We start from the raw sequence: 21,556 nt of genomic DNA, 5'->3' as shown, positions 1-21,556 counted from the left end.
TCACTCCCCGCCGCGCAGGATGGAGTTGCCCTCGTGGGTGGCGTCGGAGGCGGTCACGTCGAGGCTCAGGCGCCCGCTGAGGCCGTAGAAGGCGACGGGGTTGCGCCACAGCACGTGGTCCACGTCGTCCTCGGTGAACCCCTCGGCGAGCATCAGGTCGCCGACCTTGCGCGTCTTGAGGGGGTCGCTTCTGCCCCAGTCGGCGGCGGAGTTCACCAGGACGCGTTCCGGGCCGTACTCGCGCAGGAGGGCGACCATGCGGGTCTCGTCCATCTTGGTGTCCGGATAGACGGAGAAGCCGAGCCAGGCGCCGCTGTCCTTGGCCTCCTTGACGGTGGTCTCGTTGAGGTGGTCGACCAGGACCCGGTCCGTGGGCAGGGCGGACTCGCGGACCACGTCGAGGGTGCGGCGCAGGCCGGCCAGCTTGTCGCGGTGCGGGGTGTGCACGAGGGCGGGCAGCCCGTGGTCGGCGGCGAGCTGCAGCTGGGCGGCGAGCGCGGTGTCCTCGGCGGGGGTCATGGAGTCGTAGCCGATCTCGCCGACGGCGACGACCCGGTCCTTGACGAGGTAGCGGGGCAGTTCGTCCAGGACGGGGGCGCAGCGCGGGTCGTTGGCCTCCTTGGGGTTGAGGGCGATCGTGCAGTGGTGGGCGATGCCGTACTGGGCGGCGCGGAAGGGTTCCCAGCCGAGGAGCGCGTCGAAGTAGTCGCGGAAGGAGTCGGGAGAGGTGCGGGGCTGGCCGAGCCAGAAGGAGGGCTCGACCACGGCGCGGACGCCCGCGGCGTGCATGGCCTCGTAGTCGTCGGTGGTGCGGGAGGTCATGTGGATGTGGGGGTCGAAGATGCGCATCAGGACTCCTTGCCGTGGGGGTCGGCCGTGCCGTGCGGGGCGCGCGGGGGGTCGGTCAGGGCCAGCACACGGTGCAGGTCTTCGGGGACGGGGCGGCCGGCGGCGGTGCGTTCGGCGGCGTAGTCGGCGAGCATGCGGGCGAGCTCGGCGTCCCCGGCGGCCCGCCGGTCCAGGTCCGCCACCCGGTCGACGGGGACGCCGGTGAACAGGCACTTCAGTACGGCGTGCCGCCACTGGTGGGCGTCCAGGTGCCGGGCGGCGTACGGGCCGAGCGCGGCGGCGACCAGCCGGGTGTCGTTGGTGCGCAGGGCGTCCTCGACGAGCGGCAGGGCGTCCGGGCCGGGGACGAGATGGGGCAGGGCGTGCAGGACGGCGCGGCGTTCGTCGGCGGTGCCCTGGGAGTAGGCCCGCGTCAGGGCGTCGGTGCCGGGGCGGGCCGCGTGCAGGACGAGGACGCGGGCGGCGTCGGCGTGTGCGGGGCCGCAGCGGCGGCCGGCCTCGGCGAGGCGCAGCTCCCACGCGGAGACGGGGCCGTGGGTGTCGGGGCGGGCGGCGGCCTCGTCCAGGGCCCGGTCGAGCCAGGCGCGGGCGGCCGCGTCGAGCCGGTCGGTGAGCGTGGCGCGCAGCTCGGCCGGGGGGATGTGGGCGGGGGTGGTGCCCTGGGCGGGCCGCGCGGCGCGGGTGCCGGCCGGGTCCTGGGCGGCGTGCTGTCCGGTCATGTGGTGGCTCCCTTCGGGGTGGCGGAGCGCTCGCCACGGTGGTGCGCGGTGGTGGCCGCCGCTGCCGCCGCCCGGCGGAGGAACGGGAGGGACTGCTCGGCGAAGTGGGGTCCCGCGTGGGAGTGGCGGGGCAGTTCCACGACGGTCAGGCCCTGGTAACCGGTGGCGGCGAGGGCCTCGAGGACGGGCGGGAAGTCGATCTCGCCGTCGCCGAAGGGGAGGTGTTCGTGGACTCCGCGGCGCATGTCCTCGATCTGGACGTGCCGCAGCCAGGGCGCGGCCTCGCGCACGCAGTCGGCGGGAGGGAGGGGTTCGAGGCACTGGCAGTGGCCGATGTCCAGGGTGAGGCCGAGGTGGCCGGGGTCGCCGAGGGTGCGGCGCAGCCGGTGGAAGTCGGCGACGCGGGCGAGGAGATGGCCCGGTTCGGGCTCGACCGCCAGGGGCACACCGGCGCCGGCGGCGGCGTCCAGGACGGGGGCGAGGGCCTCCGCCAGGCGCTTCCAGGCCGTGTCCTCGTCCGTCCCCGGCGGGGTGACGCCGCTGAAGCAGTGCACGGCGTGCGCGCCGAGGTCGGCGGCGACGCGGACGGCACGCAGGAGCAGGCCGGTGCGGCGGGCGCGGTCCTCCGGATCCGGGTCGAGGAGGGACGGCCCGTGCTTGCGGCGCGGGTCGAGGACGTAGCGGGCGCCCGTCTCGACGGTCACCGTCAGCCCGAGTTCGCCGAGCCGGCGCGCGACCCGGCCGGTGCGGGCCGCCAGGTCGTCGGCGAGGGGGTCGAGGTGCATGTGGTCGAGCGTCAGCCCTACGCCGTCGTAGCCGAGGTCGGCGAGGAGGGCGAGGGCGTCGTCGAGACGGAGGTCGGCCAGGCCGTTGGTGCCGTAGCCGAAGCGGAGAGGGGGCGAGGTGCGGGTGGTGGCGCCTGCGCGGGAGGCCGCGTGAGCGCCGGAGGAGGCGTGCCCACGAGGATCCGCGTTCGCGCCGGAGGCCGCGATCGTGCCCGCGTCCGGGGTGTCCTGGTTCTCGTTCCGGTTCATGTGATGCTCACCTTCCTCATGGCGGTCCTCCGCGCGAACATCCGGCCGGCCGGGGCGAGGGCCGCGACCAGGAGGGAGGTGACGGGTGCGCCGGAGCGGGCGGCGAGCGCGGCCTGGAGCGGGATCGTGGCCCGGATGCCGCCGCCGACGGCGCGTTGGGTGAGCGGGGGCGAGGGGTTGAGGGCGGCGTGGAAGTAGGGGCGGGCGGCGGTGGCGGCGTAGACGGCGCCCAGGGCGCCGGTGAGGGCGCCGAGGGCCCTCGGCGTGCTCCCGCCCGGGCGGGAGCTTCGCGGTCCGGGGACGCCCGTCACCGCGTCGGCGGCTGCCTCGGCCGCGGAGGTTCGGGAGCCGGGTGCGGCACGGCGTGCCCTCCCGGCAGCGGCCACGCCCGGGGTCGGGTGCACGGCGTCGCGGGGGCCGCGCGGGCCGGGGACCTCGGCCGAGAGGGCGTCGGCCCCCCGGCCGGCGGTGGCCCCGGGACGGTCCTCGGCCGGGTGGGAGCCCGGCAGGCCGGGGGCGGCTGCTGCCCGTCGGCCTGCCGGGAGTCGGGTGCGGCGGTGGGTGACCAGCCGGGTCAGTACCCCGGTCGCCGCGAGGGCCGCCAGCGGGGCCATAACCGAGCCGCCGGTGGTCTCCCGGCGGGAGACGGCCGTGACCGCGAGGGTGTGGCTGCCGAGCAGCGCCGCGGAGGGCAGCGCGGTCCGGATGCCGCCGCTGGTGGCGGCCGCGCCCAGCAGCAGGTCCAGTCCGCGGGCGGCGGCCATGGCCGCGGGGCCGGCGGGCGTGTGCTTCAGCGCCAGGTCGTACGCCCAGACGGTCGCCGCGAGGGGCGCGGCCACCGCGAGGGCGGGCCGGCCGGCACGGGCGGCGAGCAGCAGACCGGCGCCGGTGAGACCGCAGGCCGCGGTGAGGGCGGCGGCCGGGCGGACGCGGCCGGACGGCAGGGGGCGGTGCGGGCGTTCCACGGCATCCTCGGCCCGGTCCGCCCAGTCGTTGAGGGCCATGCCGGCCTCGTACAGGCACAGGGAGGATCCGATGGCGAGCAGGGTGCGGGGCCCGGGGCGCGCACCGGCCGCGGCCGCGCCCGCCAGGGCGTCGCCGGGGACGGTGAACAGGGCGGGCAGGCGCAGCAGTTCGGCCCAGGCGCCCGCCCGGCCGGACCCGGGGCGGGGTGCGGACGGCGGGGCGCCGCCGGAGGCGATCGGGTCGGCGGGCCCACAGGCCGGGCCGGCCGCCGCCCCCGCCTGCCCCCCGGCAGGCGCGGGCACCTCCCGTGCGGCCGCGACCGTGCGGCTCATCGCCGCGCCCCGCGCTCGTCGGAACCGTCACTCACGTGGCCGTCCCCAACGGCGCCCGACCGCTCACCGGCACCGTCGCTCACCCGGCCGTCGGCACGGGCACCGTCGCTCCCTCGGCCCCCGGCACCACCGCTCCCCCGTTCTTCGGCCCCGTCCCCCAACCGGGCCGCGAACCGCCTCAGCTCTCCGTACTGCTCCGCCAGCGACGCCGGTCCGTCTCCCACCGGGTCCTTGAAGTAGAACCCCAGTTCCCCGAGCGGCCCGGTCAGGCCCTTCTCCTGGGCGCGCAGGGCCAGACGGGCCAGGTCGAGGACGAGGGGGGCGGCGAGGGACGAGTCGCAGCCCTGCCAGATGGTCTGGAGGATCATGCGGGAGCCGAGGAAGCCGTCGAAGGCGATGTGGTCCCAGGCCGTCTTCCAGTCGCCGAGCGCCGGGACGTCGTCGATGTGGACCTCGCCCTCGGGGGCGGCGCCGAGCGTGTCGGCGAGGACGCGTTCCTTGCCGGCGTTCTTCGCCGCGGCCGCCGCCGGGTCGGCGAGGGCGGCCCCGTCACCTCCGCCGAGGAGGTTGGTGCCGGACCAGGCCCGCACGGCGAGGGCGCGCTGGAGGAACATCGGGCCGAGCACGGAACGCAGCAGCGTCTGCCCGGTCTTGCCGTCGCGGCCCGCGTACGGCACGCCCGAGGACGCGGCGAGCGCGGCCAGCGCCGGGTGGTGCAGGCCCGTGGAGGGGGTGAAGTTGACGTAGGGGCAGCCGGCGCGCAGCGCGGCCGCCGCGTAGAGGGAGCTGGGCGGCAGTGTGCCCTCGGCGGGCGCGGGCTCGGTGGAGGCGACGTTGATCACGACCGCGCCGGCGAGCCCGTGGCGGCGTACGAAGTCGCTGATGTCGGACGCGAACCTGTCGATCCACGCGTCCTGGGTGCGGCCGGGGGTGCCGTCCGTGTCGTCCGGCAGGGGGCCGCCGGGCCTGATCTCCCGGTCGGCGGCGGCGAGTTCGGTGTGCACGGCGGACGGCAGGCCGTGCGGCAGGACCCCGCCGTCGGCGAGGTGTTCGGCACGTTTGGGCAGCGGGCAGTCCACGGTGTCGTGTCCGCCGAAGACGAGGGACGACAGCGCGGGCAGACCCGACGAGGCGAAGTCGGGGGTCTCGGTGACCATGCCGGTGGGCGGGTGCAGCCCGGCGGCGACGGCGGCGCAGCCCGCGATCGCGGTGGTGGCCACGGAACCGCGCGCGCCGATGAGCCAGACGCCGTGGCGCGGGGCCGGGGCGGGGGTGGGAAGGGACGGTTCGGCGGACATGGGCAGCCTCCTTGTCGTACGCGAACCTGGTGCGAGTGCCGGAAGGGGACGAGCGGTTGCCGGACGCGTGGGTCCGGGGAGACGGCGGGCGGAGGTCCGGCGTCCTCCGCCCGCCGCCGTCTGTGCGCCCTAGGAGGGCAGTTCCTTGAGCTGGATGTTGCGGAACGAGACCTGGTCGTCGGCGCCGTGGTTCTGCAGGCCGATGTAGCCGTCGGTCAGGCTCCGCGCGGGGTCCGTGTTGGTGAAGTCGTTGATCCTGACCCCGTTGAGGAACACCTGGAGGCGTTCGCCCTGGACCTTGATCTCGTAGGTGTTCCACTGGCCGGGCGGACGCAGGACCTGGTCACGGGCCTTGATGTCCGCCGACTTGAAGGAGTAGACGGAGCCCGTGGTGCGGTCGGGCGCGTCCGTGGCGTCGATCTGGATCTCGTAGCCCTTGTTCACCGCGGACCAGGGGTCGTCGGAGGCGGGGAAGCCCACGAAGACTCCGGAGTTGTCGTCGCCCTGCATCTTCCAGTCGAGCTTGAGGGAGTACGACTTCAGCTCCTTGGCCTGGTACCAGAGCAGGCCCATGCCGCCCTCGGACTCGAGGGTGCCGTCCTTGACGTCGAACCTGCCGGGGCCGGCCTGCTTCCAGCCGTCCAGGGTCTGGCCGTTGAAGATCTGCCGGTAGCCCTTGTTCGGCTTGCAGTCCGCCTTCACCTGGCCGGTGGCGTACTGGAGGCCGCCGAGCAGATGGGCGCGGAAGGCCTCGTCGGCGTAGGACTCCTTGGTGTGGCCGCCGCCGGTGTAGAAGGAGCGGCCGCCGCCGTAGCTCTGGCACCAGGCGATCGGGTGGTCGCCCTTCATGGTGCCGCCCTGGTAGGTGGTCTCGTCGAGGGTGGCGAGGACCTTGGCCTGCTCACGCGGGTTCGTGCGGTAGTTGTACCACTCGTCGGTGCGCTCCCAGGTGTCCCCGAGGTGCGCGGTGGACGGGTGATCGTGGTCCTCGACGCGCACGGTGGCCTTCTGGATGGCCGGGTGCGAGGCGAAGTAGGCGCCGACGAGGCCGCCGTAGAACTCCCACTCGTACTCGGTGTCGGCGGCGGCGTGGATGCCGATGTAGCCTCCGCCGTTCGCCACGTAGTTCTCGAACGCCCTCTGCTGGTCGGCGTTGAGCACGTCACCGGTGGTGGACAGGAAGGCCACGGCGTCGTACTTGGCGAGGTTGGCCGTGGTGAACTGCCTGGCCTCCTCGGTGGCGTCGACGGTGATGCCGGCCGGGCCGCCCAGTTCCTTCAGCGCGGCGATGCCCGCGGGGATGGAGTCGTGGCGGAAGCCCGCGGTCTTCGAGAAGACCAGGACCTTCTTGCCGCCCTTGAACGGCTCCTTGGAGAACTCGAAGTCGTCCACGTCGTACAGCGCGCCCTCGCCGCCCCGGAAGACCAGGTAGATGTCCGTGGTCCGGGCCGGCAGGGCCCGCAGCGGCACGTCGACGTCCTGGAACGTCTCCCAGCTCCCGGTCGGCGGGATGTACGCCGAGCCGTGCAGCGGGCCGTCGGGCGAGCCGGTGCGCAGCTCGACGAAGCCGCCGGCGCCGCCGGAGGAGGCCCGTACGGTCATCTTCTTCTGCCCGTCGAACCGGTAGGGGCTGAAGGAGATCCAGTCGCCGTCGTGGATGTCGCCGACGGTCTTGCCGCCGTTGGCGGTGGCCTTGTCGTAGGTCTTCACACCGGACTGGGCCGTGTAGTGCTCGGCCTGGCGGTGCAGGGGCTGGACGACGGCGCGCGCGGTGCCGGTCAGGGCCTCCTGGCCCATGGCCCCGCCGTCGGTGTAGGCGGCGCCGACGACGCCGTAGATGTTGGCGTTGGGGTCGTGGCCGCCGTCACCGGCGGGCGGCTCGAGGGTGCCCTCGCAGCCCGTCTCGCTGGTCAGCTCGTGGGCGTGGGAGTCGTGGCCGAGGCTGTAGGCGACCTTGACCCTGGAGCAGTCGACGGTCTCCTCGGGGTCGGTGACGGTCACCTTGAACGGGACGGGCTCGCCGAAGGCGGCCAGGCTGCCGTTGCCCGGGATCTCGATCTTCACCTTGGGCGCGGTGTTGCCGACGACGATCCTGACGCTGGCGTTGCCGGTGTTGCCCTCGGGGTCCTTCGCGGTGAAGGTCGCGGTGTAGGTGCCGGCCTTCTTGTACTGGTGGGTGGGGCTGAGGCCCTCGCCCCGGGTGCCGTCGCCGAAGTCCCAGGCGTAGGTCAGCTCGGGCGAGTCGGCGTCCTTGGCGGAGCCGGTGAAGGTGACCTTCATGCCGACCGCTCCGGACGTCCTGTTCGCGCCGGCCTCGGCGATCGGGGAGAAGCCGTCCTCGGCGTTCTCGATCCGGTACAGGGCGGAGTTCTGGTCGCCCTGGAACCAGGAGACGCCGTAGTCGAGGACGTAGAGCGCGCCGTCGGGGCCGAACTCCATGTCCATGATCTGGGTGCCGGTCCAGGGGAAGGCGTTGATCCGCGCGACCGAGCCGTCGGTGTTCTGCTCGATCCGCTTGATCCAGCGGCGCCCGAACTCGCCGGCGAAGAAGTCGCCGTCGTACTCCTCGGGGAACTTCACCGAGGAGTCGAGGTCCGGGTCGTAGCGGTAGACCGGGCCGGCCATCGGGGACTCGGAGCCGCTGCCGAACTCGGGCACGGAACCGCCGTCGTAGGGGATCCACGCGGGCTGCGCGGGGGGCAGGTCGACGAGGCCCGTGTTGTGGCGGGACGTGTTCCTGGGAGCGGCGCAGTCGAACTTCTCACCGGACGTCCTGGTGGCGAAGTCGTAGGCGGTGTAGGCGTCGTTGGCGCCGGTGCAGAACGGCCAGCCGAAGTTGGCGGCCTTGGTGACCTTGGCGAACTCGACCTGGCCGGCCGGGCCCCGCTTCGGGTCGGCGGCGCCCGCGTCGGGGCCGTAGTCGCCGACGTAGACGGTGCCGGTCTTGTCGTCGACGCTCATCCGGAACGGGTTGCGGAAGCCCATCGCGTAGATCTCGGGGCGGGTCTTCTCGGTGCCCGGCGGGAAGAGGTTGCCCTCGGGGACGGTGTACGAGCCGTCCTCGGCGACCTTGATGCGCAGGATCTTGCCGCGCAGGTCGTTGGTGTTGCCGGAGCTGCGGCGGGCGTCGAAGGCCGGGTTGCGGTCCGGCCGCTCGTCGATCGGCGTGTAGCCGTCGGAGGCGAAGGGGTTGGTGTCGTCGCCGGTGGACAGGTAGAGGTTGCCCTCGGCGTCGAAGTCGATGTCGCCGCCGACGTGGCAGCAGGTGCCGCGGGAGGCCGCGACGTCCAGGACCTTCTTCTCGCTGGCCATGTCCAGCGTGCCGTTGGGGTTGAGGACGAAGCGGGAGAGGCGGTTGACGCCGTCGAACTTCTTGAAGTCCTCGGCGGTGCCGGTCTCCGGGGCGTCGCCCGCGGGGGTGTCGAGGGGCGGGGCGTAGTAGAGGTAGATCGCCCGGTTGTTCTCGAAGTCCGGGTCGATGCCGACGCCCTGCAGGCCCTCCTCGTCGTGGCTGTAGACGGGGATCTTGCCGGCGACCTTGGTGACGCCGCCCTGGTCGGTGAGGCGCAGTGTGCCGTCGCGCGCGGTGTGCAGGACGCTGCGGTCCGGGAGGACGGCCAGCGACATCGGCTCGCCCGTCTCGGGTTCGCCCTTGGCGAGCGGCACCTGCTGGAACTGCCCCTCGGCGGCGACCGGTTCCTCGGCGGAGACGGCGCCCTGCCGGGCGCCGGCGACGGTCGCCGGGGTGCCCACGGCCAGTGCGAGGCCGGTGAGCAGGGCGAGGGCGGTGCGGAGCCCGGGCCGTCTCACGGTGCTGCCTCTGAGTCTGCTTCTGTGCACGAAATCCCTCCGGGAACGGAATGGGCCGTACGGAACGGGTGCGAAGACGTGCGGTGTGCGGGCGCCGGGGTGCGCCGTCACCCCGGAGGCGTGTGTGTCCTGAACGCATCAGGGACGGTAGCCGTGTTCGTCCGGGCGCAACAGCCTTGGGACGGACAGTGGTCGAACTTTTTCCCTACGCTGGACAAAGCGGTGTCCGGGCAGGCCGGACCGGGGCCGGAGGACGCTTCGGCCCCCGGCCCGGCCCGCCGTCAGACGTGCGGATCAGCGGTTGAACGCGGCGTCGAAGGACGCGCTGGGCGGCTCGAAGTCGTAGGCCTTCAGCCGGGTGAGGGCCTCGGGGGCGCCCTGGAGCCGGTCCATGCCGGCGTCCTCCCACTCGACGGAGACCGGCCCCCGGTAGTCGATGGAGCGCAGCATGCGGAAGACGTCCTCCCAGGGGACGTCGCCGTGCCCGGCGGAGACGAAGTCCCAGCCGCGCCGCGGGTCGCCCCACGGCAGATGGGATCCGAGGCGGCCGTTGCGGCCGTCGAGGCGCTTGCGGGCCTCCTTGCAGTCGACGTGGTAGATCCGGTCCCGGAAGTCCCACAGGAAGCCGACCGGGTCGAGGTCCTGCCACACGAAGTGCGAGGGGTCGAAGTTGAGGCCGAAGGCGGGCCGGTGGCCGACCGCCTCCAGGGCGCGCTGCGTGGTCCAGTAGTCGTAGGCGATCTCGCTCGGGTGGACCTCGTGGGCGAAGCGCACGCCCTCCGCGTCGAAGACGTCCAGGATGGGGTTCCAGCGGTCCGCGAAGTCCTCGTAACCGCGTTCGATCATCGACTCGGACGCGGGCGGGAACATGGCGACCAGGTGCCAGATCGAGGAGCCCGTGAAGCCGATGACGGTGTCGACGCCGAGGCGGGCGGCGGCCCGCGCGGTGTCCTGGATCTCGGCCGCGGCGCGCCTGCGGACGCCCTCGGCGTCGCCGTCGCCCCAGATGCGGGCGGGCAGGATGGCCTGGTGGCGTTCGTCGATGATGGCGTCGCACACGGCCTGCCCGACGAGATGGTTGGAAATCGCCCAGCACTTCAGTCCGTACTTGTCGAGCAACTGATGGCGGGATTCCACGTAGGACGGGTCCGCGAGGGCCTTGTCGACCTCGAAGTGGTCGCCCCAGCAGGCGAGTTCGAGGCCGTCGTAGCCGAAGTCGCGGGCGAGCCGGCAGACCTCCTCCAGGGGCAGGTCGGCCCACTGTCCGGTGAACAGCGTGAAGTTGCGCGGCATGCGCTTGTGGCCTCCTCAGACGGGGATCGACGTGACGCCGACGGGGGTGTAGACGGAGTTCTTCCCGGCGCTCTCCTCCACGGCCGCGAGCACGCGCTGCACCTGCAGCCCGTCGGCGAAGGAGGGTTCGGGACCGCGGCCCTCGGCGACCGCGTGGACGAGGTCGCGCACCTGGTGGGCGAAGGTGTGCTCGTAGCCCAGTCCGTGGCCCGGCGGCCACCAGGCCTCCAGGTAGGGGTGTCCGGGTTCGGTGACGAGGATGCGGCGGAACCCGGCGTGCTCCTCGGGCCCGGTGCCGTCGTGGTACGACAGCTCGTTGAGCCGTTCCAGGTCGAAGGCGAGCGAGCCGCGCTCACCGTTGAGCTCGATGCGCAGGGCGTTCTTGCGGCCGGTGGCGTACCGGGTGGCCTCGAAGGAGGCGAGGGCGCCGGAGGTGAATCGGCCGGTGAAGACGGCGGCGTCGTCCACGGTGACCTCGCCGGTCCCGGCCGCCGACGTCGCGGACAGGCCGCGGGCCGTGCCGCCGGGCAGCGGGCGCTCCCGTACGAAGGTCTCGGTGAGGGCGGAGACGCCCGCGAGCCGCTCCCCCGCCAGGTACTGGGCGAGGTCGACGATGTGCGCGCCCAGGTCGCCGAGCGCGCCGGAGCCGGCCAGCTCCTTGCGCAGCCGCCAGGTCAGCGGCGCCTCGGGGTCCACCAGCCAGTCCTGGAGGTACGCCACCCGCACGTGCCGCAGCCGGCCGATGCGGCCCTCGGCGACCATGCGCCGGGCCAGCGCGGTGGCGGGCACCCGGCGGTAGTTGAAGCCGACCATCGCCACCTGCCCGCGCGCTGCCGCCTGTTCGGCGGCGCGGGTCATCGCCTCCGCCTCGGCGACGGTGTTGGCGAGGGGCTTCTCGCACAGGACGTGCTTGCCCGCGGCGAGGGCGGCGAGGGCGATCTCGGCGTGGCTGTCGCCGGGGGTGCAGATGTCGACGAGGTCGATGTCGTCCCGTGCCACCAGGGCCCGCCAGTCGGTCTCGGCGCTCGCCCAGCCGTGCCGGTCGGCCGCCGCGCGCACGGCGTCGGCGTCCCGGCCGCAGATCGCGGTCATGACCGGGTTCAGCGGCAGGTCGAAGACCCGGCCGGCGGTGCGCCAGCCCTGGGAGTGGGCGGCGCCCATGAAGGCGTAGCCGACCATGCCGACGCGCAGCGGCGGTCTGGTCCCGGCTGCCCCCGTGGCCGTGGTGGCGGTGCCGTCACCGGTCCCGGTCGCTGCTGCGTCCGCCCCGGCCCCCTCGGGCTGCTGCGGCTGTCCCATGCGGATGTCCTCCTCGTCGTGGTGGCGCGGTGCGGGTGGGCCCCGCCCCGGCGGGCTGGTCAGGCCCGCGGGGCGGCCGGCCTCACTTGAAGCCCGTGGACATGTACTGGTCCACGTTGTCCTTGTCGACGACGGCCGAGTAGCAGGTGACCGTCGAGGGGATCTCGAACTCGGCGAGGCCGCCGATCCCCTTGCCCTGGCCGAGGGCGCGGGCGAGGTCGATCGCCGAGGCCGCCATGGTCGGCGGGTACAGCACGGTCGCCTTGAGGACACCCCGGTCGGCTTTGATGGCCTCGAAGGCGGAGAGCGCCCCGGCGCCGCCCACCATCAGGAAGTCGTCGCGGCCCGCCTGCTCGATGGCGCGCAGCGCGCCCACGCCCTGGTCGTCGTCGTGGTTCCACAGCGCGTCGAACTGCGACTGGGCCTGGAGGAGCTGGGCCATCTTGGCCTGGCCGGACTCGACGGTGAACTCGGCGGCCTGGCGGGCCACCTTCTTGATGTTCGGGTAGTTCTTCAGACCGTCGTCGAAGCCCTGGGTGCGCTGCTTGGTCAGCTCCAGGTTGTCGAGCCCGGCCAGCTCGATGACCCGGGCGTTCGGCTTGTCCTTGAGCTTCTCGCCGATGTAGTGGGCGGCGTTGAGACCCATGCCGTAGTTGTCGCCGCCGATCCAGCAGCGGTAGGCCTGGGGGCTGTTGAAGATGCGGTCGAGGTTGACGACCGGGATTCCGGCGCGCATGGCCTTCAGCCCGACCTGGGTGAGTGCCTTGCCGTCGGCGGGCAGCACCACCAGGACGTCGACCTTCTTGTTGATGAGGGTCTCGATCTGGCCGATCTGCTGGGCGGTGTCGTTGGATCCCTCGGTGACCTCGAGGGTGACGTCCGAGTACTTCTCGGCGCGCTTCTTGGCGTTGTCGTTGATGGCGTTGAGCCAGCCGTGGTCGGCCTGGGGGCCGGCGTAGCCGATGGTGACCGGCTTGCCGGGCTTGTCGTCGGCGGCGGGCTGCTCGTTGGCGGCCGGCTTCTCGTCGTCGGTCTCGTTGCTCGTGCAGCCGGTGAGGAAGGCACCGGCGGAGACGGCGGCGGCTCCGAAGAGCAGTCCTCTGCGGCTCGCGTTGACTTGCTTCATGGTGGTGAACCCTTTCCTCAGGTCGTGCTCGCGGTACGGCGCTGGACCAGCACGGCGGCGACGATGATCGCGCCCTTGGCGATCTGCTGGACGTCGCTCTGCAGGTTGTTCAGGGCGAAGATGTTCGTGATCGTGGTGAAGATGAGGACGCCGAGGACGGAGCCGACGATGGTGCCGCGGCCTCCGCTGAGGAGCGTGCCGCCGATGATCGCGGCGGCGATGGCGTCGAGTTCGTACAGGTTGCCGTTGGTGTTCTGGCCGGAGCCGGCCAGGACGATCAGCAGGAAGGCGGCGATGCCGCAGCACAGGCCGGACAGCAGGTAGAGGTAGAGCCGCTGGCGGCGGACGTCGATGCCGGCGAGTCGGGCGGCCTCGGCGTTGCCGCCGACGGCCACCGTGCGGCGCCCGAAGGTGGTCCGGTTCAGCGCCAGCCAGCCGACGACGGTGACGGCCGCGAACACCAGGACCAGCGGCGGGATGCCCAGGACGTAGGAGTCGCGCTCACCGAGGTCGAGGACGCTGGGGACGGTGACCACCTGGGTGCGGCCGTCGGTGATCTGCAGCGCGAGGCCGCGGGCCGAGGCCAGCATGGCGAGGGTGGCGATGAACGGGACCATCCGGCCGTAGGCGATGAGCACGCCGTTGACCAGTCCGCAGCCGACTCCGACGATCACCGCGGTGAACAGGATGCCGGCGAAGCCGAACTCCTGGGTGGCCACCGTGGTCGCCCACACCGAGGCGAGGGCGACGATCGCGCCGACGGACAGGTCGATGCCGCCGGAGACGATGACGAAGGTCATGCCGACGGTGACGACGCCGATGACGGACGCCTGGGTGAGCACCAGTTGCAGGTTGCGGGTGTCGAGGAACGCGTCGGGCTGGGTGATGCCGCCGATCAGGACGAGGGCGGCGAGCACGCCGAGCAGGGTGAGGGTGCGCAGGTCGGCGCGGGCCGTCAGGCCCCTCCAGGCGGGCGGGCCCTCCACGGGGGCCGCCTTGCCGGTGCCGCCCCGTGGCGGGGACACGTGCTGCGTCATGACGCCGGGCTTCCTTCCATCACGAGGTCGAGTACGCGGTGTTCGTCGAGTTCGCGGGCGGGGGCCTCGTGGACGACGCGGCCCTCGCGCAGCACCAGGACGCGGTCGGCGAGGCCGAGCACCTCGGGCACCTCGCTGGAGACCAGGAGGACGGCGAGGCCCTCGTCGGCCAGGCGGCGGATGACCGCGTACAGCTCGGCGCGGGCGCCGACGTCGACGCCGCGGGTGGGTTCGTCCAGGAGCAGGACGCGGCAGCCGCGCAGCAGCCAGCGGGCGAGGACCGCCTTCTGCTGGTTGCCGCCGGACAGGGTGCGCACCGGCACGGACGGGTTGTCCGGCCTGAGCGACAGTTCGCGGGTGGAGGCCCGGGCGGCGGCCAGTTCGGCGCCGCGGTCGATCCAGCCCGCGTGCGAGAAGCGGGACATGGCGGAGACCGACACGTTGCGGGTGACGGACTCCAGCATCAGCAGGGCCTGCGCCTTGCGTTCCTCGGGGGCGAGGCCGAGTCCGGCGCGGACGGCGGCGCGTACGCTGCCCGGCCGCAGCGGGCGGCCCTCGACGAGGACCTGGCCGGCGGTCGGCCTGCGGGCGCCGTAGACGGTCTCCAGGATCTCCGAGCGGCCGGAGCCGACCAGACCGGCCAGGCCCACGATCTCGCCGGGGCGCACGTCCAGGTCGAGCGGGTCGAACTCGCCCTCCCGGGCCAGTCCCCGCACGCTCAGCACGGGCTCGCCCGAGGGCGGTGCGGCCGGGCGCTCCGGGAAGACGTACTCGACGTTGCGTCCCGTCATCAGCGCGACCACCTCGCGGGTCGGTGTCGACTCGGCGGGCAGTCCCCCCGCGACGGCCCGGCCGTCCTTCAGGACGGTGACCCGGTCGCCGATGCGGCGGATCTCCTCCAGGCGGTGCGAGATGTAGACGACGGCCACCCCGTCCGCGGTGAGGTCTCCGACGATGCGGAAGAGGTTGTCGACCTCGTCCGGGTCGAGCGCGGCGGACGGCTCGTCCATCACGATCAGCCGCACCTCGTGCGAGAGCGCCCGCGCCATGGACACGATCTGCTGCTGCGCCGCCGACAGGTCGCCGACGAGTCGTCCCGGGTCGATCTCGGGGTGGCCGAGCCGCTTGAGCAGCGCGGCGGTCGACGCCTTGGCCGCCCCCGTCCGGACGACGAAGCCGGCGGCGGTCGGCTCGTGGCCGAGGTGGACGTTCTCGGCGACCGACAGGTGCTCCACCAGGTCGAGTTCCTGGTAGATGGTGGCGATGCCCAGGCGCATGGCGGCGATCGGCGAGCGGAGGGTGACCTCCTCGCCGCGCCAGCGGATGGTGCCGGTGTCGGGCTGGTGGGCGCCGGCCAGCACCTTGATGAGGGTGGACTTGCCGGCGCCGTTCTGGCCGAGCAGGCAGTGCACCTCGCCGGCCTGGACGTCGAGGTCGACGCCGTCCAGGGCCCGGACGCCGGGGAACGACTTGGTGATGCCGGACATGCTGAGCAGCGGTGGTTCTGGTGCCATGTGAGGTCCCCTCGGCGGGCGTTCGGGCCGGTGTCAGGGCAGGGCTGAGCGCGGTGCGGCGCAGCGGGTGGGCGGGACGGGGCGGAGCAGGGGTACGGGCGGGCCGGTGGTACGACGGACGGGTACGTCCGCCGGTGCGCGGGTACGACGGAGCTGGTGCCGGTGGTACGGGTGCGGTGCGCGGGTACGACGGAGCCGGTGCCGGCGCGCTGGGCGGCGGCGTGCGGGTGCGGTGCGTGGTGCGGCGGAACTGCTGGGTGGTGCGGTACGCGGTACGGCGGGGCTGCTGCTGTGCTGTGCACGGTGCGGCGGTCTGCCGCGGGTGCGGTGCGCGGGGCGGCGGTCTGCCGCCCGCGCGCCTCTGCCGGTCTACGCCGGTGAGAACAGGTGGTCGCTGATCAGCCGGGCCGCGCCGATGACGCCGGCGGTCGGGCCCAGCTCCCCCAGGACGATGGGCAGGTTGCCGGTCGCCAGCGGCAGCGACTGGCGGTAGACCTGTGTGCGGATCGCGGCGAGCAGGTTGTGACCGAGGCCGGTCACCCCGCCGCCGATCACCACCAGGCCCGGGTTGAAGAAGCTGACCAGGCCGGCGATGACCTGGCCGGTGCTGCGGCCGCCCTCCCGGATCAGCTCGAGCGCGGTGGCGTCACCGGCCGCGGCCGCGGCGGCGACGTCGGCGGCACTGAGGCCCCCGTTCGTCTCCAGCCGGCTCGCGAGCTCGGCGGACCGGCCCTGTTGGGCGGCCTCCGTCGCGTCGCGGGCCAGTGCCGCACCGCTGAAGTGGGCCTCCAGGCACCCCCGGTTGCCGCAGGCGCACGGGCGTCCGTCGGGCACGGCCTGGATGTGGCCGATGTCGCCCGCGCTGCCCGTGGTCCCGCGGTAGACGTCACCGCCGACGACGATGCCGCAGCCGATGCCTGTGCCGATCTTGACGACGAGGAAGTCGGCGACGGTGCGGGCGACACCCGCGTGCTGCTCTCCCAGCGCCATCAGGTTCACGTCGTTGTCGACCATGACCGGGCAGCCCAGTTCCTGGCTGAGCGCCTCCCGCACGGGGAAGCCGTCCCAGCCGGGCATGATCGGCGGGGCCACCGGCACGCCCTCGGGGAAGCGGACCGGGCCCGGGACGCCGATGCCGGCGCCGTCGAAGCCCTCCGCGAGCCCCGTGGCCCGCAACTTGGCCGCCATGGCGAGTACTTGCTCGAAGACCGCGACGGGGCCCTCGCGTACGTCCATGGGCTGGTTGAGGTGCCCGAGGATCTCCAGCTCGGCGTTGGTGACCGCGAGGTCGATCGACGTGGCGCCGATGTCCACGCCGAGGAAGCGGAGTTCGGGATTGAGGCGGATGTTGTGGGACCGGCGTCCGCCGCGCGAGGCGGCGAGTCCGTCGGCCACCACCAGACCCGTCTCCAGCAGCCGGTCCACCTCGACGGCCAGCTTGGACCGGGACAGGTCGACCTGGTCGCCGAGCTGGGCGCGGGAGTTGGGACCGCCGTCGCGCAACAGCCGCAGCAGCCGGGCCTGGTGGGCGTTCGCAGGTCGTGCCGTCATGCGTCTCACGAGCCCCTCCCCGCCTCGATCGGCTTGAGCGTGCCGGATTTCCGGCCACTTCCGTGGCCTGCTTTCGGAGGGAACGTAGCAGTGGCCGCCCGGTGTGGGAAGAAGTCGCGCATGAATTCCTGCGAACTTTCTCCACTGAGAGGACAAAGAGGGGGTGCGGAGAGGCCTTCCGGCGCGGCGGCGGGCCGGGCGGGCGGTGCGGGTTCAGGGGCAGCGGACGACCTGGCCGGCGTAGGAGAGGTTCCCGCCGAAGCCGAACAGCAGCACCGGGTCCCCGGAGGTGATGTCACCGCGCTCGACCAGCTTGGACAGGGCGAGGGGGATGCTCGCGGCGGAGGTGTTGCCGGACTCCACCACGTCGCGGGCGACGACGGCGTTGACCGCGCCGATCTTCGCGGCGAGGGGTTCGATGATGCGCAGGTTGGCCTGGTGCAGGACGACGGCGGCGAGGTCGGCGGGTTCCAGCCCGGCGCGTTCGCAGGCCCGGCGGGCGATGGCGGGCAGCTTCGTGGTCGCCCAGCGGTAGACGCTCTGCCCCTCCTGCGCGAACCGCGGGGGCGTGCCCTCGATGCGGACCGCGTTGCCCATCTCGGGCACCGAGCCCCACAGCACCGGCCCGATCCCCGCCCGGCCCTCGTCGCAGGCCTCCACGACGGCGGCCCCCGCCCCGTCGCCGACCAGCACGCAGGTGGTGCGGTCGGTCCAGTCGGCCACCTCGGACATCTTGTCGGCCCCGATGACGAGGGCGCGGCTCGCCGACCCGGCCCGGACGGCGTGGTCGGCGGTGGCGAGGGCGTGGGTGAAGCCGGCGCACACCACGTTGAGGTCCAGCACGGCGGGCCCGGGCATGCCGAGGCGGGCGGCCACCCGGGCCGCCATGTTCGGGGAGCGGTCGATAGCGGTGGAGGTGGCGACCAATACCAGGTCCACGTCCGTGGGCGTCAGCCCGGCCGCGGCGAGCGCCTTGGCGGCGGCGTGGCCGGCCAGCTCGTCGACGGGCTCGTCGGCCCCGGCGATCCGGCGGGTACGGATGCCCACCCGGCTCCTGATCCACTCGTCGCTGGTGTCGACCATGCCCGTCAGATCCTCGTTGGTGAGCACCCGGGCGGGCTGGTAGTGGCCGACGGCGGTGATGCGCGAGCCGAGCATGGATGGATCCTCGTTGCGTCGGGGACGGGATCCACCAGTGTGATCAGTGACCGACGAGTACGGCGGCAGGTGATGCGACAGGAAACGGGCGCCCGCCTTGTCGGCTTCCGTCAGCGTCCGCGGTCCGCGCCCCGCCGTGCAGGACAATGAGCCGGTGGAGGCCACCCCGCCGCGGGCAAGCCGGCGGGACCGGGCAACCTGTGCGGCAAGGGCCTCTTCGGCCACCAGCACGCATCAGCACCGGGACGAACCGGTACGAGGGGCACGACATGGGACGAGTCACGGAACGACGCAAGGTGATCCGCATTCGGGACGGGGCCGTCTCCACCCGCCCGGACACGCTCGTCGCCGAGGAGCCGCTGGAGATCCGGCTGAACGGCAAGCCGCTCGCGATCACGATGCGCACTCCGGGCGACGACTTCGCGCTGGCGGCCGGGTTCCTGGTCAGCGAGGGCGTGCTGGCCGAGCGGGACGACCTGCGGAACATCGTGTACTGCGCGGGTGCCACGGCCGACGGCTCCAACACGTACAACGTGGTGGACGTGCAGACCTCCCCCCAGGTGCCGGTCCCCGACATCACACTGGAGCGCAACGTCTACACCACCTCGTCCTGCGGCCTGTGCGGCAAGGCCAGTCTGGACGCGGTGCGCACCACCGCCCGCTGGCCGATCACGGACGCTCCCCCGCTGCGCGTCACCCCGGAGCTGCTGGCGAGCCTGCCCGACCGGCTGCGGGCCGCCCAGCGGGTCTTCGACCGGACCGGCGGCCTGCACGCGGCGGCCCTGTTCGGCGAGGACGGGGAGCTGGTGGACGTACGGGAGGACGTGGGCCGGCACAACGCGGTCGACAAGCTGGTAGGACGCGCCCTCCAGAACGGGGACCTGCCGCTGTCCCGCTCCGTGCTGCTGGTGTCGGGGCGGGCCTCCTTCGAGCTGGCGCAGAAGGCGGTGATGGCGGGCATCCCGGTGCTCGCCGCGGTCTCGGCGCCGTCCTCGCTGGCGGTGGACCTGGCCGCCGAGACGGGCCTGACACTGGTGGGCTTCCTGCGGGGCGCCTCGATGAACGTGTACGCGGGCGAACACCGCGTGACCCTCCCGGCAGCGCCCGGACGGGACTGAACCGCGCCGCGGGCGGGCGCTCCGGCCGACGGGGCACCAACCGTCCGGATGGGGCCGGGCGCGGCGAGGGCTCGCCGCGCGCCCCGGCCCGTACCGGGACCCGTCCACCGAAAGCCGTCCCGCCCGGTCCGCTCACCCCCGGCCGGTCCCCGCGGGGACGGCCGTCCGCCCCGGTCCGCTTACCCCGAGCCCGCCCCCGTGCCGACAGCCGTCCGTGCCCCGGCGGCCGGGTCCTCGGGGTCGCGTGCCTCGGGGTCGCGTGCCCGCCGCTTGGCGATGACCGCGCACACCATGAGCTGCATCTGGTGGAAGAGCATCAGCGGCAGCACCGCCAGCGAGGCGTGGGCGCCGAACAGGACGCCGGCCATGGGGAGGCCGGAGGCGAGGGACTTCTTGGAGCCGGCGAACTGGATCGCGACCCGGTCGGCCCGGCCGAAGCCCAGCGCCCGGGCCCCGTACCAGGTCAGCGCCAGCATCACCGCGAGCAGCACCGCCTCGACGGCCAGCAGCGCGGCCAGCCGGAGCGCGCTCACCTGGTGCCAGATGCCCTGCACCATGCCCTCGCTGAACGCCGTGTAGACGACGAGGAGGATGGAGCCGCGGTCGACGAGCCCGAGCACCTTCTTGTGCCGGGCGGCGAACCCGCCGATCCAGCGGCGCAGCACCTGCCCGGCGACGAACGGCGCCAGGAGCTGGAGCACGATCCTCACCAGCGAGTCGGCGGAGAACCCGCCGACGCCGCCGCCGAGCAGGGCGGCGGCCAGCAGCGGGGTGACGACGATGCCGGCCAGCGACGAGAAGGACCCCGCGCAGATCGCGGCGGGCACGTTGCCGCGGGCGATGGAGGTGAAGGCGATCGACGACTGGATGGTGGAGGGGACCAGGGTGAGGAAGAGCAGGCCCTGGTAGAGGGGGTCGGTCAGCAGGGCCGGCACGAGTCCCCGGGCGGCGAGGCCCAGCAGCGGGAAGACGACGAAGGTGCAGGCCAGCACCGTGAGGTGCAGCCGCCAGTGACGCAGCCCGTCCAGCGCCTCACGGGTGGAGAGCCGGGCCCCGTAGAGGAAGAAGAGGAACGCGATCGCCAGCGTGGAGGCCCCGGAGGCGACGTCGGCGCCCGTTCCGCGGGCCGGCAGCAGGGCCGCTAGGCCCACCGTCCCGATCAGCAGCAGGATGTACGGGTCGACCGGCATCCAACGCGGCCGTCGCAGGCGTCTCACGGTGCTCCACATGCTCGTTCTCGTCCTGGTTCCCGGGGACGGGGTCCCCGTTCCATGGTGGGCCGTCCCCCCGCGATCGGGAATCCGGTACACCGCTCTCACTGTCATCACGTTCCACGATGAGCGCGGTACCGTGAGGGTGTGTACGACCCCTCCCACCTGCGGACCTTCGTGACGGTGACCCAGACGCTGAGCTTCACGCGCGCCGCCCGGCGGCTCGGGCTGCGTCAGTCGACCGTGAGCCAGCACGTGCGGCGGCTGGAGGACGCCGCCGGCTGTCGGCTCTTCACCCGCGACACGCACTCCGTGGAGCTGACGGAGGACGGCGAGGCGATGCTGGGCTTCGCGCGCCGGATCCTGGAGGTGCACGAGCAGGCGACGGCCTTCTTCACCGGCACCCGGCTGCGCGGGCGGCTGCGGTTCGGCGCGTCCGAGGACTTCGTGCTCACCCGGCTGCCCGAGATCCTGGAGGGCTTCCGGCAGGAGCATCCCGAGGTCGACCTGGAGCTGACGGTGGAGCTGTCGGGCACGCTGCACGAGCGGCTGGCCGCCGGGAAGCTCGACCTGGTGCTGGCCAAACGGCGCCCCGAGGACCCGCGCGGCGAGCCGGTCTGGCAGGACCGGCTGGTGTGGATCGGCGCCGAACGGCTGCGCCTCGACCCGGACCGCCCGGTGCCGCTCATCGTCTATCCGCCGCCGGGCATCACCCGCGCCCTCGCGCTGGACGCCTTGCAGCGGCAGGGCCGGGAGTGGCGCGTCGCCTGCACGAGCGGCAGCCTCAACGGGCTGATCGCGGCGGCACGCGCCGGCCTCGGCGTGATGGCGCACTCGCGGGGACTCGTCCCGCCCGGCCTGGTGCGGGTGCCGGACCGGGCCGGGCTGCCGGAGCTGGGCCGTGTCGACTTCGTCCTGGTGCACGGCCGCCGCCGCCCCTCGGCCCAGGGCGCCGCGGACGCCCTGGCGTCGGCGATCCTGGCGAGCGGCGACCGCCTGCACCGCCCCGGCCGCGCGGGCCTCGCCTAGGGGCCGCACGGGCTCCGCGGCGCCGGGTGTGACGCGGTGCGGGGTGCCCGCGCTGTAGGAGGAGACGGCCTGTCCGGCGGCGCCGGGGACGCCTCGCCCGGCACCGTACCGGCGGTAATCGGGGCGTATGGATTCGGTGGAGATTGCGCCACCGATCCTCGCCCGACCGCCGCGAAACCGTCCGTCCCCTCCCCGTCTGCGCGCATTTTCCC

The 21,556-nt window shown here is 73.5% G+C and carries 16 protein-coding genes; 2 read left to right on the top strand and 14 right to left on the bottom strand.

The window, feature by feature from the left end:
* The 13 genes from ACH499_RS08965 to ACH499_RS08905 form a co-directional block, all read right to left on the bottom strand.
* Entirely contained in the window at positions 1-849 is an 849-nt protein-coding gene (locus ACH499_RS08965; RefSeq protein WP_356201868.1) for a TatD family hydrolase, read from the bottom strand.
* Positions 849-1,568 (bottom strand): EboA domain-containing protein, encoded by a 720-nt coding sequence (locus ACH499_RS08960; protein ID WP_356201870.1) that lies wholly within the window; start codon positions 1,566-1,568, stop codon positions 849-851. Before ACH499_RS08960 ends, ACH499_RS08965 begins: the two co-directional genes overlap by 1 nt.
* Complete coding sequence (locus tag ACH499_RS08955) at positions 1,565-2,602, bottom strand: sugar phosphate isomerase/epimerase family protein (protein ID WP_399014420.1); 1,038 nt, start codon at positions 2,600-2,602, stop codon at positions 1,565-1,567. Before ACH499_RS08955 ends, ACH499_RS08960 begins: the two co-directional genes overlap by 4 nt.
* Complete coding sequence (locus ACH499_RS08950; RefSeq protein ID WP_399014419.1) at positions 2,599-3,900, bottom strand: SCO3242 family prenyltransferase; 1,302 nt, start codon at positions 3,898-3,900, stop codon at positions 2,599-2,601. Before ACH499_RS08950 ends, ACH499_RS08955 begins: the two co-directional genes overlap by 4 nt.
* Positions 3,897-5,198, bottom strand: coding sequence for an inositol-3-phosphate synthase (locus ACH499_RS08945; protein WP_399014418.1), 1,302 nt, complete (start codon positions 5,196-5,198; stop codon positions 3,897-3,899). The genes ACH499_RS08950 and ACH499_RS08945 overlap by 4 nt, the downstream gene beginning before the upstream one ends.
* A gap of 129 nt (positions 5,199-5,327) precedes the next feature.
* On the bottom strand, positions 5,328-9,038 hold the full coding sequence (locus ACH499_RS08940; RefSeq protein WP_399014417.1) for a ThuA domain-containing protein: 3,711 nt from the start codon (positions 9,036-9,038) through the stop codon (positions 5,328-5,330).
* Between the two features lie 264 nt (positions 9,039-9,302).
* Positions 9,303-10,301: a sugar phosphate isomerase/epimerase family protein gene (locus ACH499_RS08935; protein WP_399014416.1), complete on the bottom strand. Its 999-nt coding sequence runs from the start codon at positions 10,299-10,301 to the stop codon at positions 9,303-9,305.
* A 15-nt stretch (positions 10,302-10,316) separates the two neighbouring features.
* Entirely contained in the window at positions 10,317-11,600 is a 1,284-nt protein-coding gene (locus ACH499_RS08930; RefSeq protein ID WP_399014415.1) for a Gfo/Idh/MocA family protein, read from the bottom strand.
* 82 nt (positions 11,601-11,682) lie between these two features.
* Entirely contained in the window at positions 11,683-12,726 is a 1,044-nt protein-coding gene (locus ACH499_RS08925; protein ID WP_356201883.1) for a substrate-binding domain-containing protein, read from the bottom strand.
* A 17-nt stretch (positions 12,727-12,743) separates the two neighbouring features.
* The gene (locus ACH499_RS08920) at positions 12,744-13,763 is read right to left on the bottom strand and encodes an ABC transporter permease (protein WP_356201885.1); all 1,020 of its coding nucleotides are present in this window, start codon (positions 13,761-13,763) and stop codon (positions 12,744-12,746) included.
* Positions 13,760-15,277 (bottom strand): sugar ABC transporter ATP-binding protein, encoded by a 1,518-nt coding sequence (locus ACH499_RS08915; RefSeq protein WP_399014414.1) that lies wholly within the window; start codon positions 15,275-15,277, stop codon positions 13,760-13,762. Before ACH499_RS08915 ends, ACH499_RS08920 begins: the two co-directional genes overlap by 4 nt.
* 369 nt (positions 15,278-15,646) lie before the next feature.
* A complete protein-coding gene (locus tag ACH499_RS08910) occupies positions 15,647-16,828 on the bottom strand; it encodes an ROK family protein (RefSeq protein ID WP_399014413.1) in 1,182 nt (393 codons plus the stop codon).
* A 213-nt stretch (positions 16,829-17,041) separates the two neighbouring features.
* A complete protein-coding gene (locus ACH499_RS08905; protein ID WP_356201891.1) occupies positions 17,042-17,986 on the bottom strand; it encodes a beta-ketoacyl-ACP synthase III in 945 nt (314 codons plus the stop codon).
* Positions 17,987-18,255: 269 nt separating this feature from the next.
* On the opposite strand from ACH499_RS08905, the gene fdhD reads away from it, so the two are divergent.
* Positions 18,256-19,104, top strand: coding sequence for a formate dehydrogenase accessory sulfurtransferase FdhD (fdhD, locus tag ACH499_RS08900; RefSeq protein WP_399014412.1), 849 nt, complete (start codon positions 18,256-18,258; stop codon positions 19,102-19,104).
* A gap of 179 nt (positions 19,105-19,283) precedes the next feature.
* Here fdhD and ACH499_RS08895 read toward each other — a convergent pair whose 3' ends face one another.
* The gene (locus ACH499_RS08895; RefSeq protein ID WP_399014743.1) at positions 19,284-20,294 is read right to left on the bottom strand and encodes a bile acid:sodium symporter family protein; all 1,011 of its coding nucleotides are present in this window, start codon (positions 20,292-20,294) and stop codon (positions 19,284-19,286) included.
* 168 nt (positions 20,295-20,462) lie between these two features.
* Between ACH499_RS08895 and ACH499_RS08890 the strand changes: the two genes are divergently transcribed.
* Complete coding sequence (locus tag ACH499_RS08890) at positions 20,463-21,344, top strand: LysR substrate-binding domain-containing protein (protein WP_356201893.1); 882 nt, start codon at positions 20,463-20,465, stop codon at positions 21,342-21,344.
* Positions 21,345-21,556: the final 212 nt, after the last annotated feature.

It is taken from the genome of Streptomyces sp. NPDC018947 (genome assembly GCF_044390505.1).
Classification (GTDB): domain Bacteria; phylum Actinomycetota; class Actinomycetes; order Streptomycetales; family Streptomycetaceae; genus Streptomyces.
The sequence above is the reverse complement of the archived record's forward strand: the minus strand, read 5'-3'. Positions and strand labels throughout refer to the sequence as shown.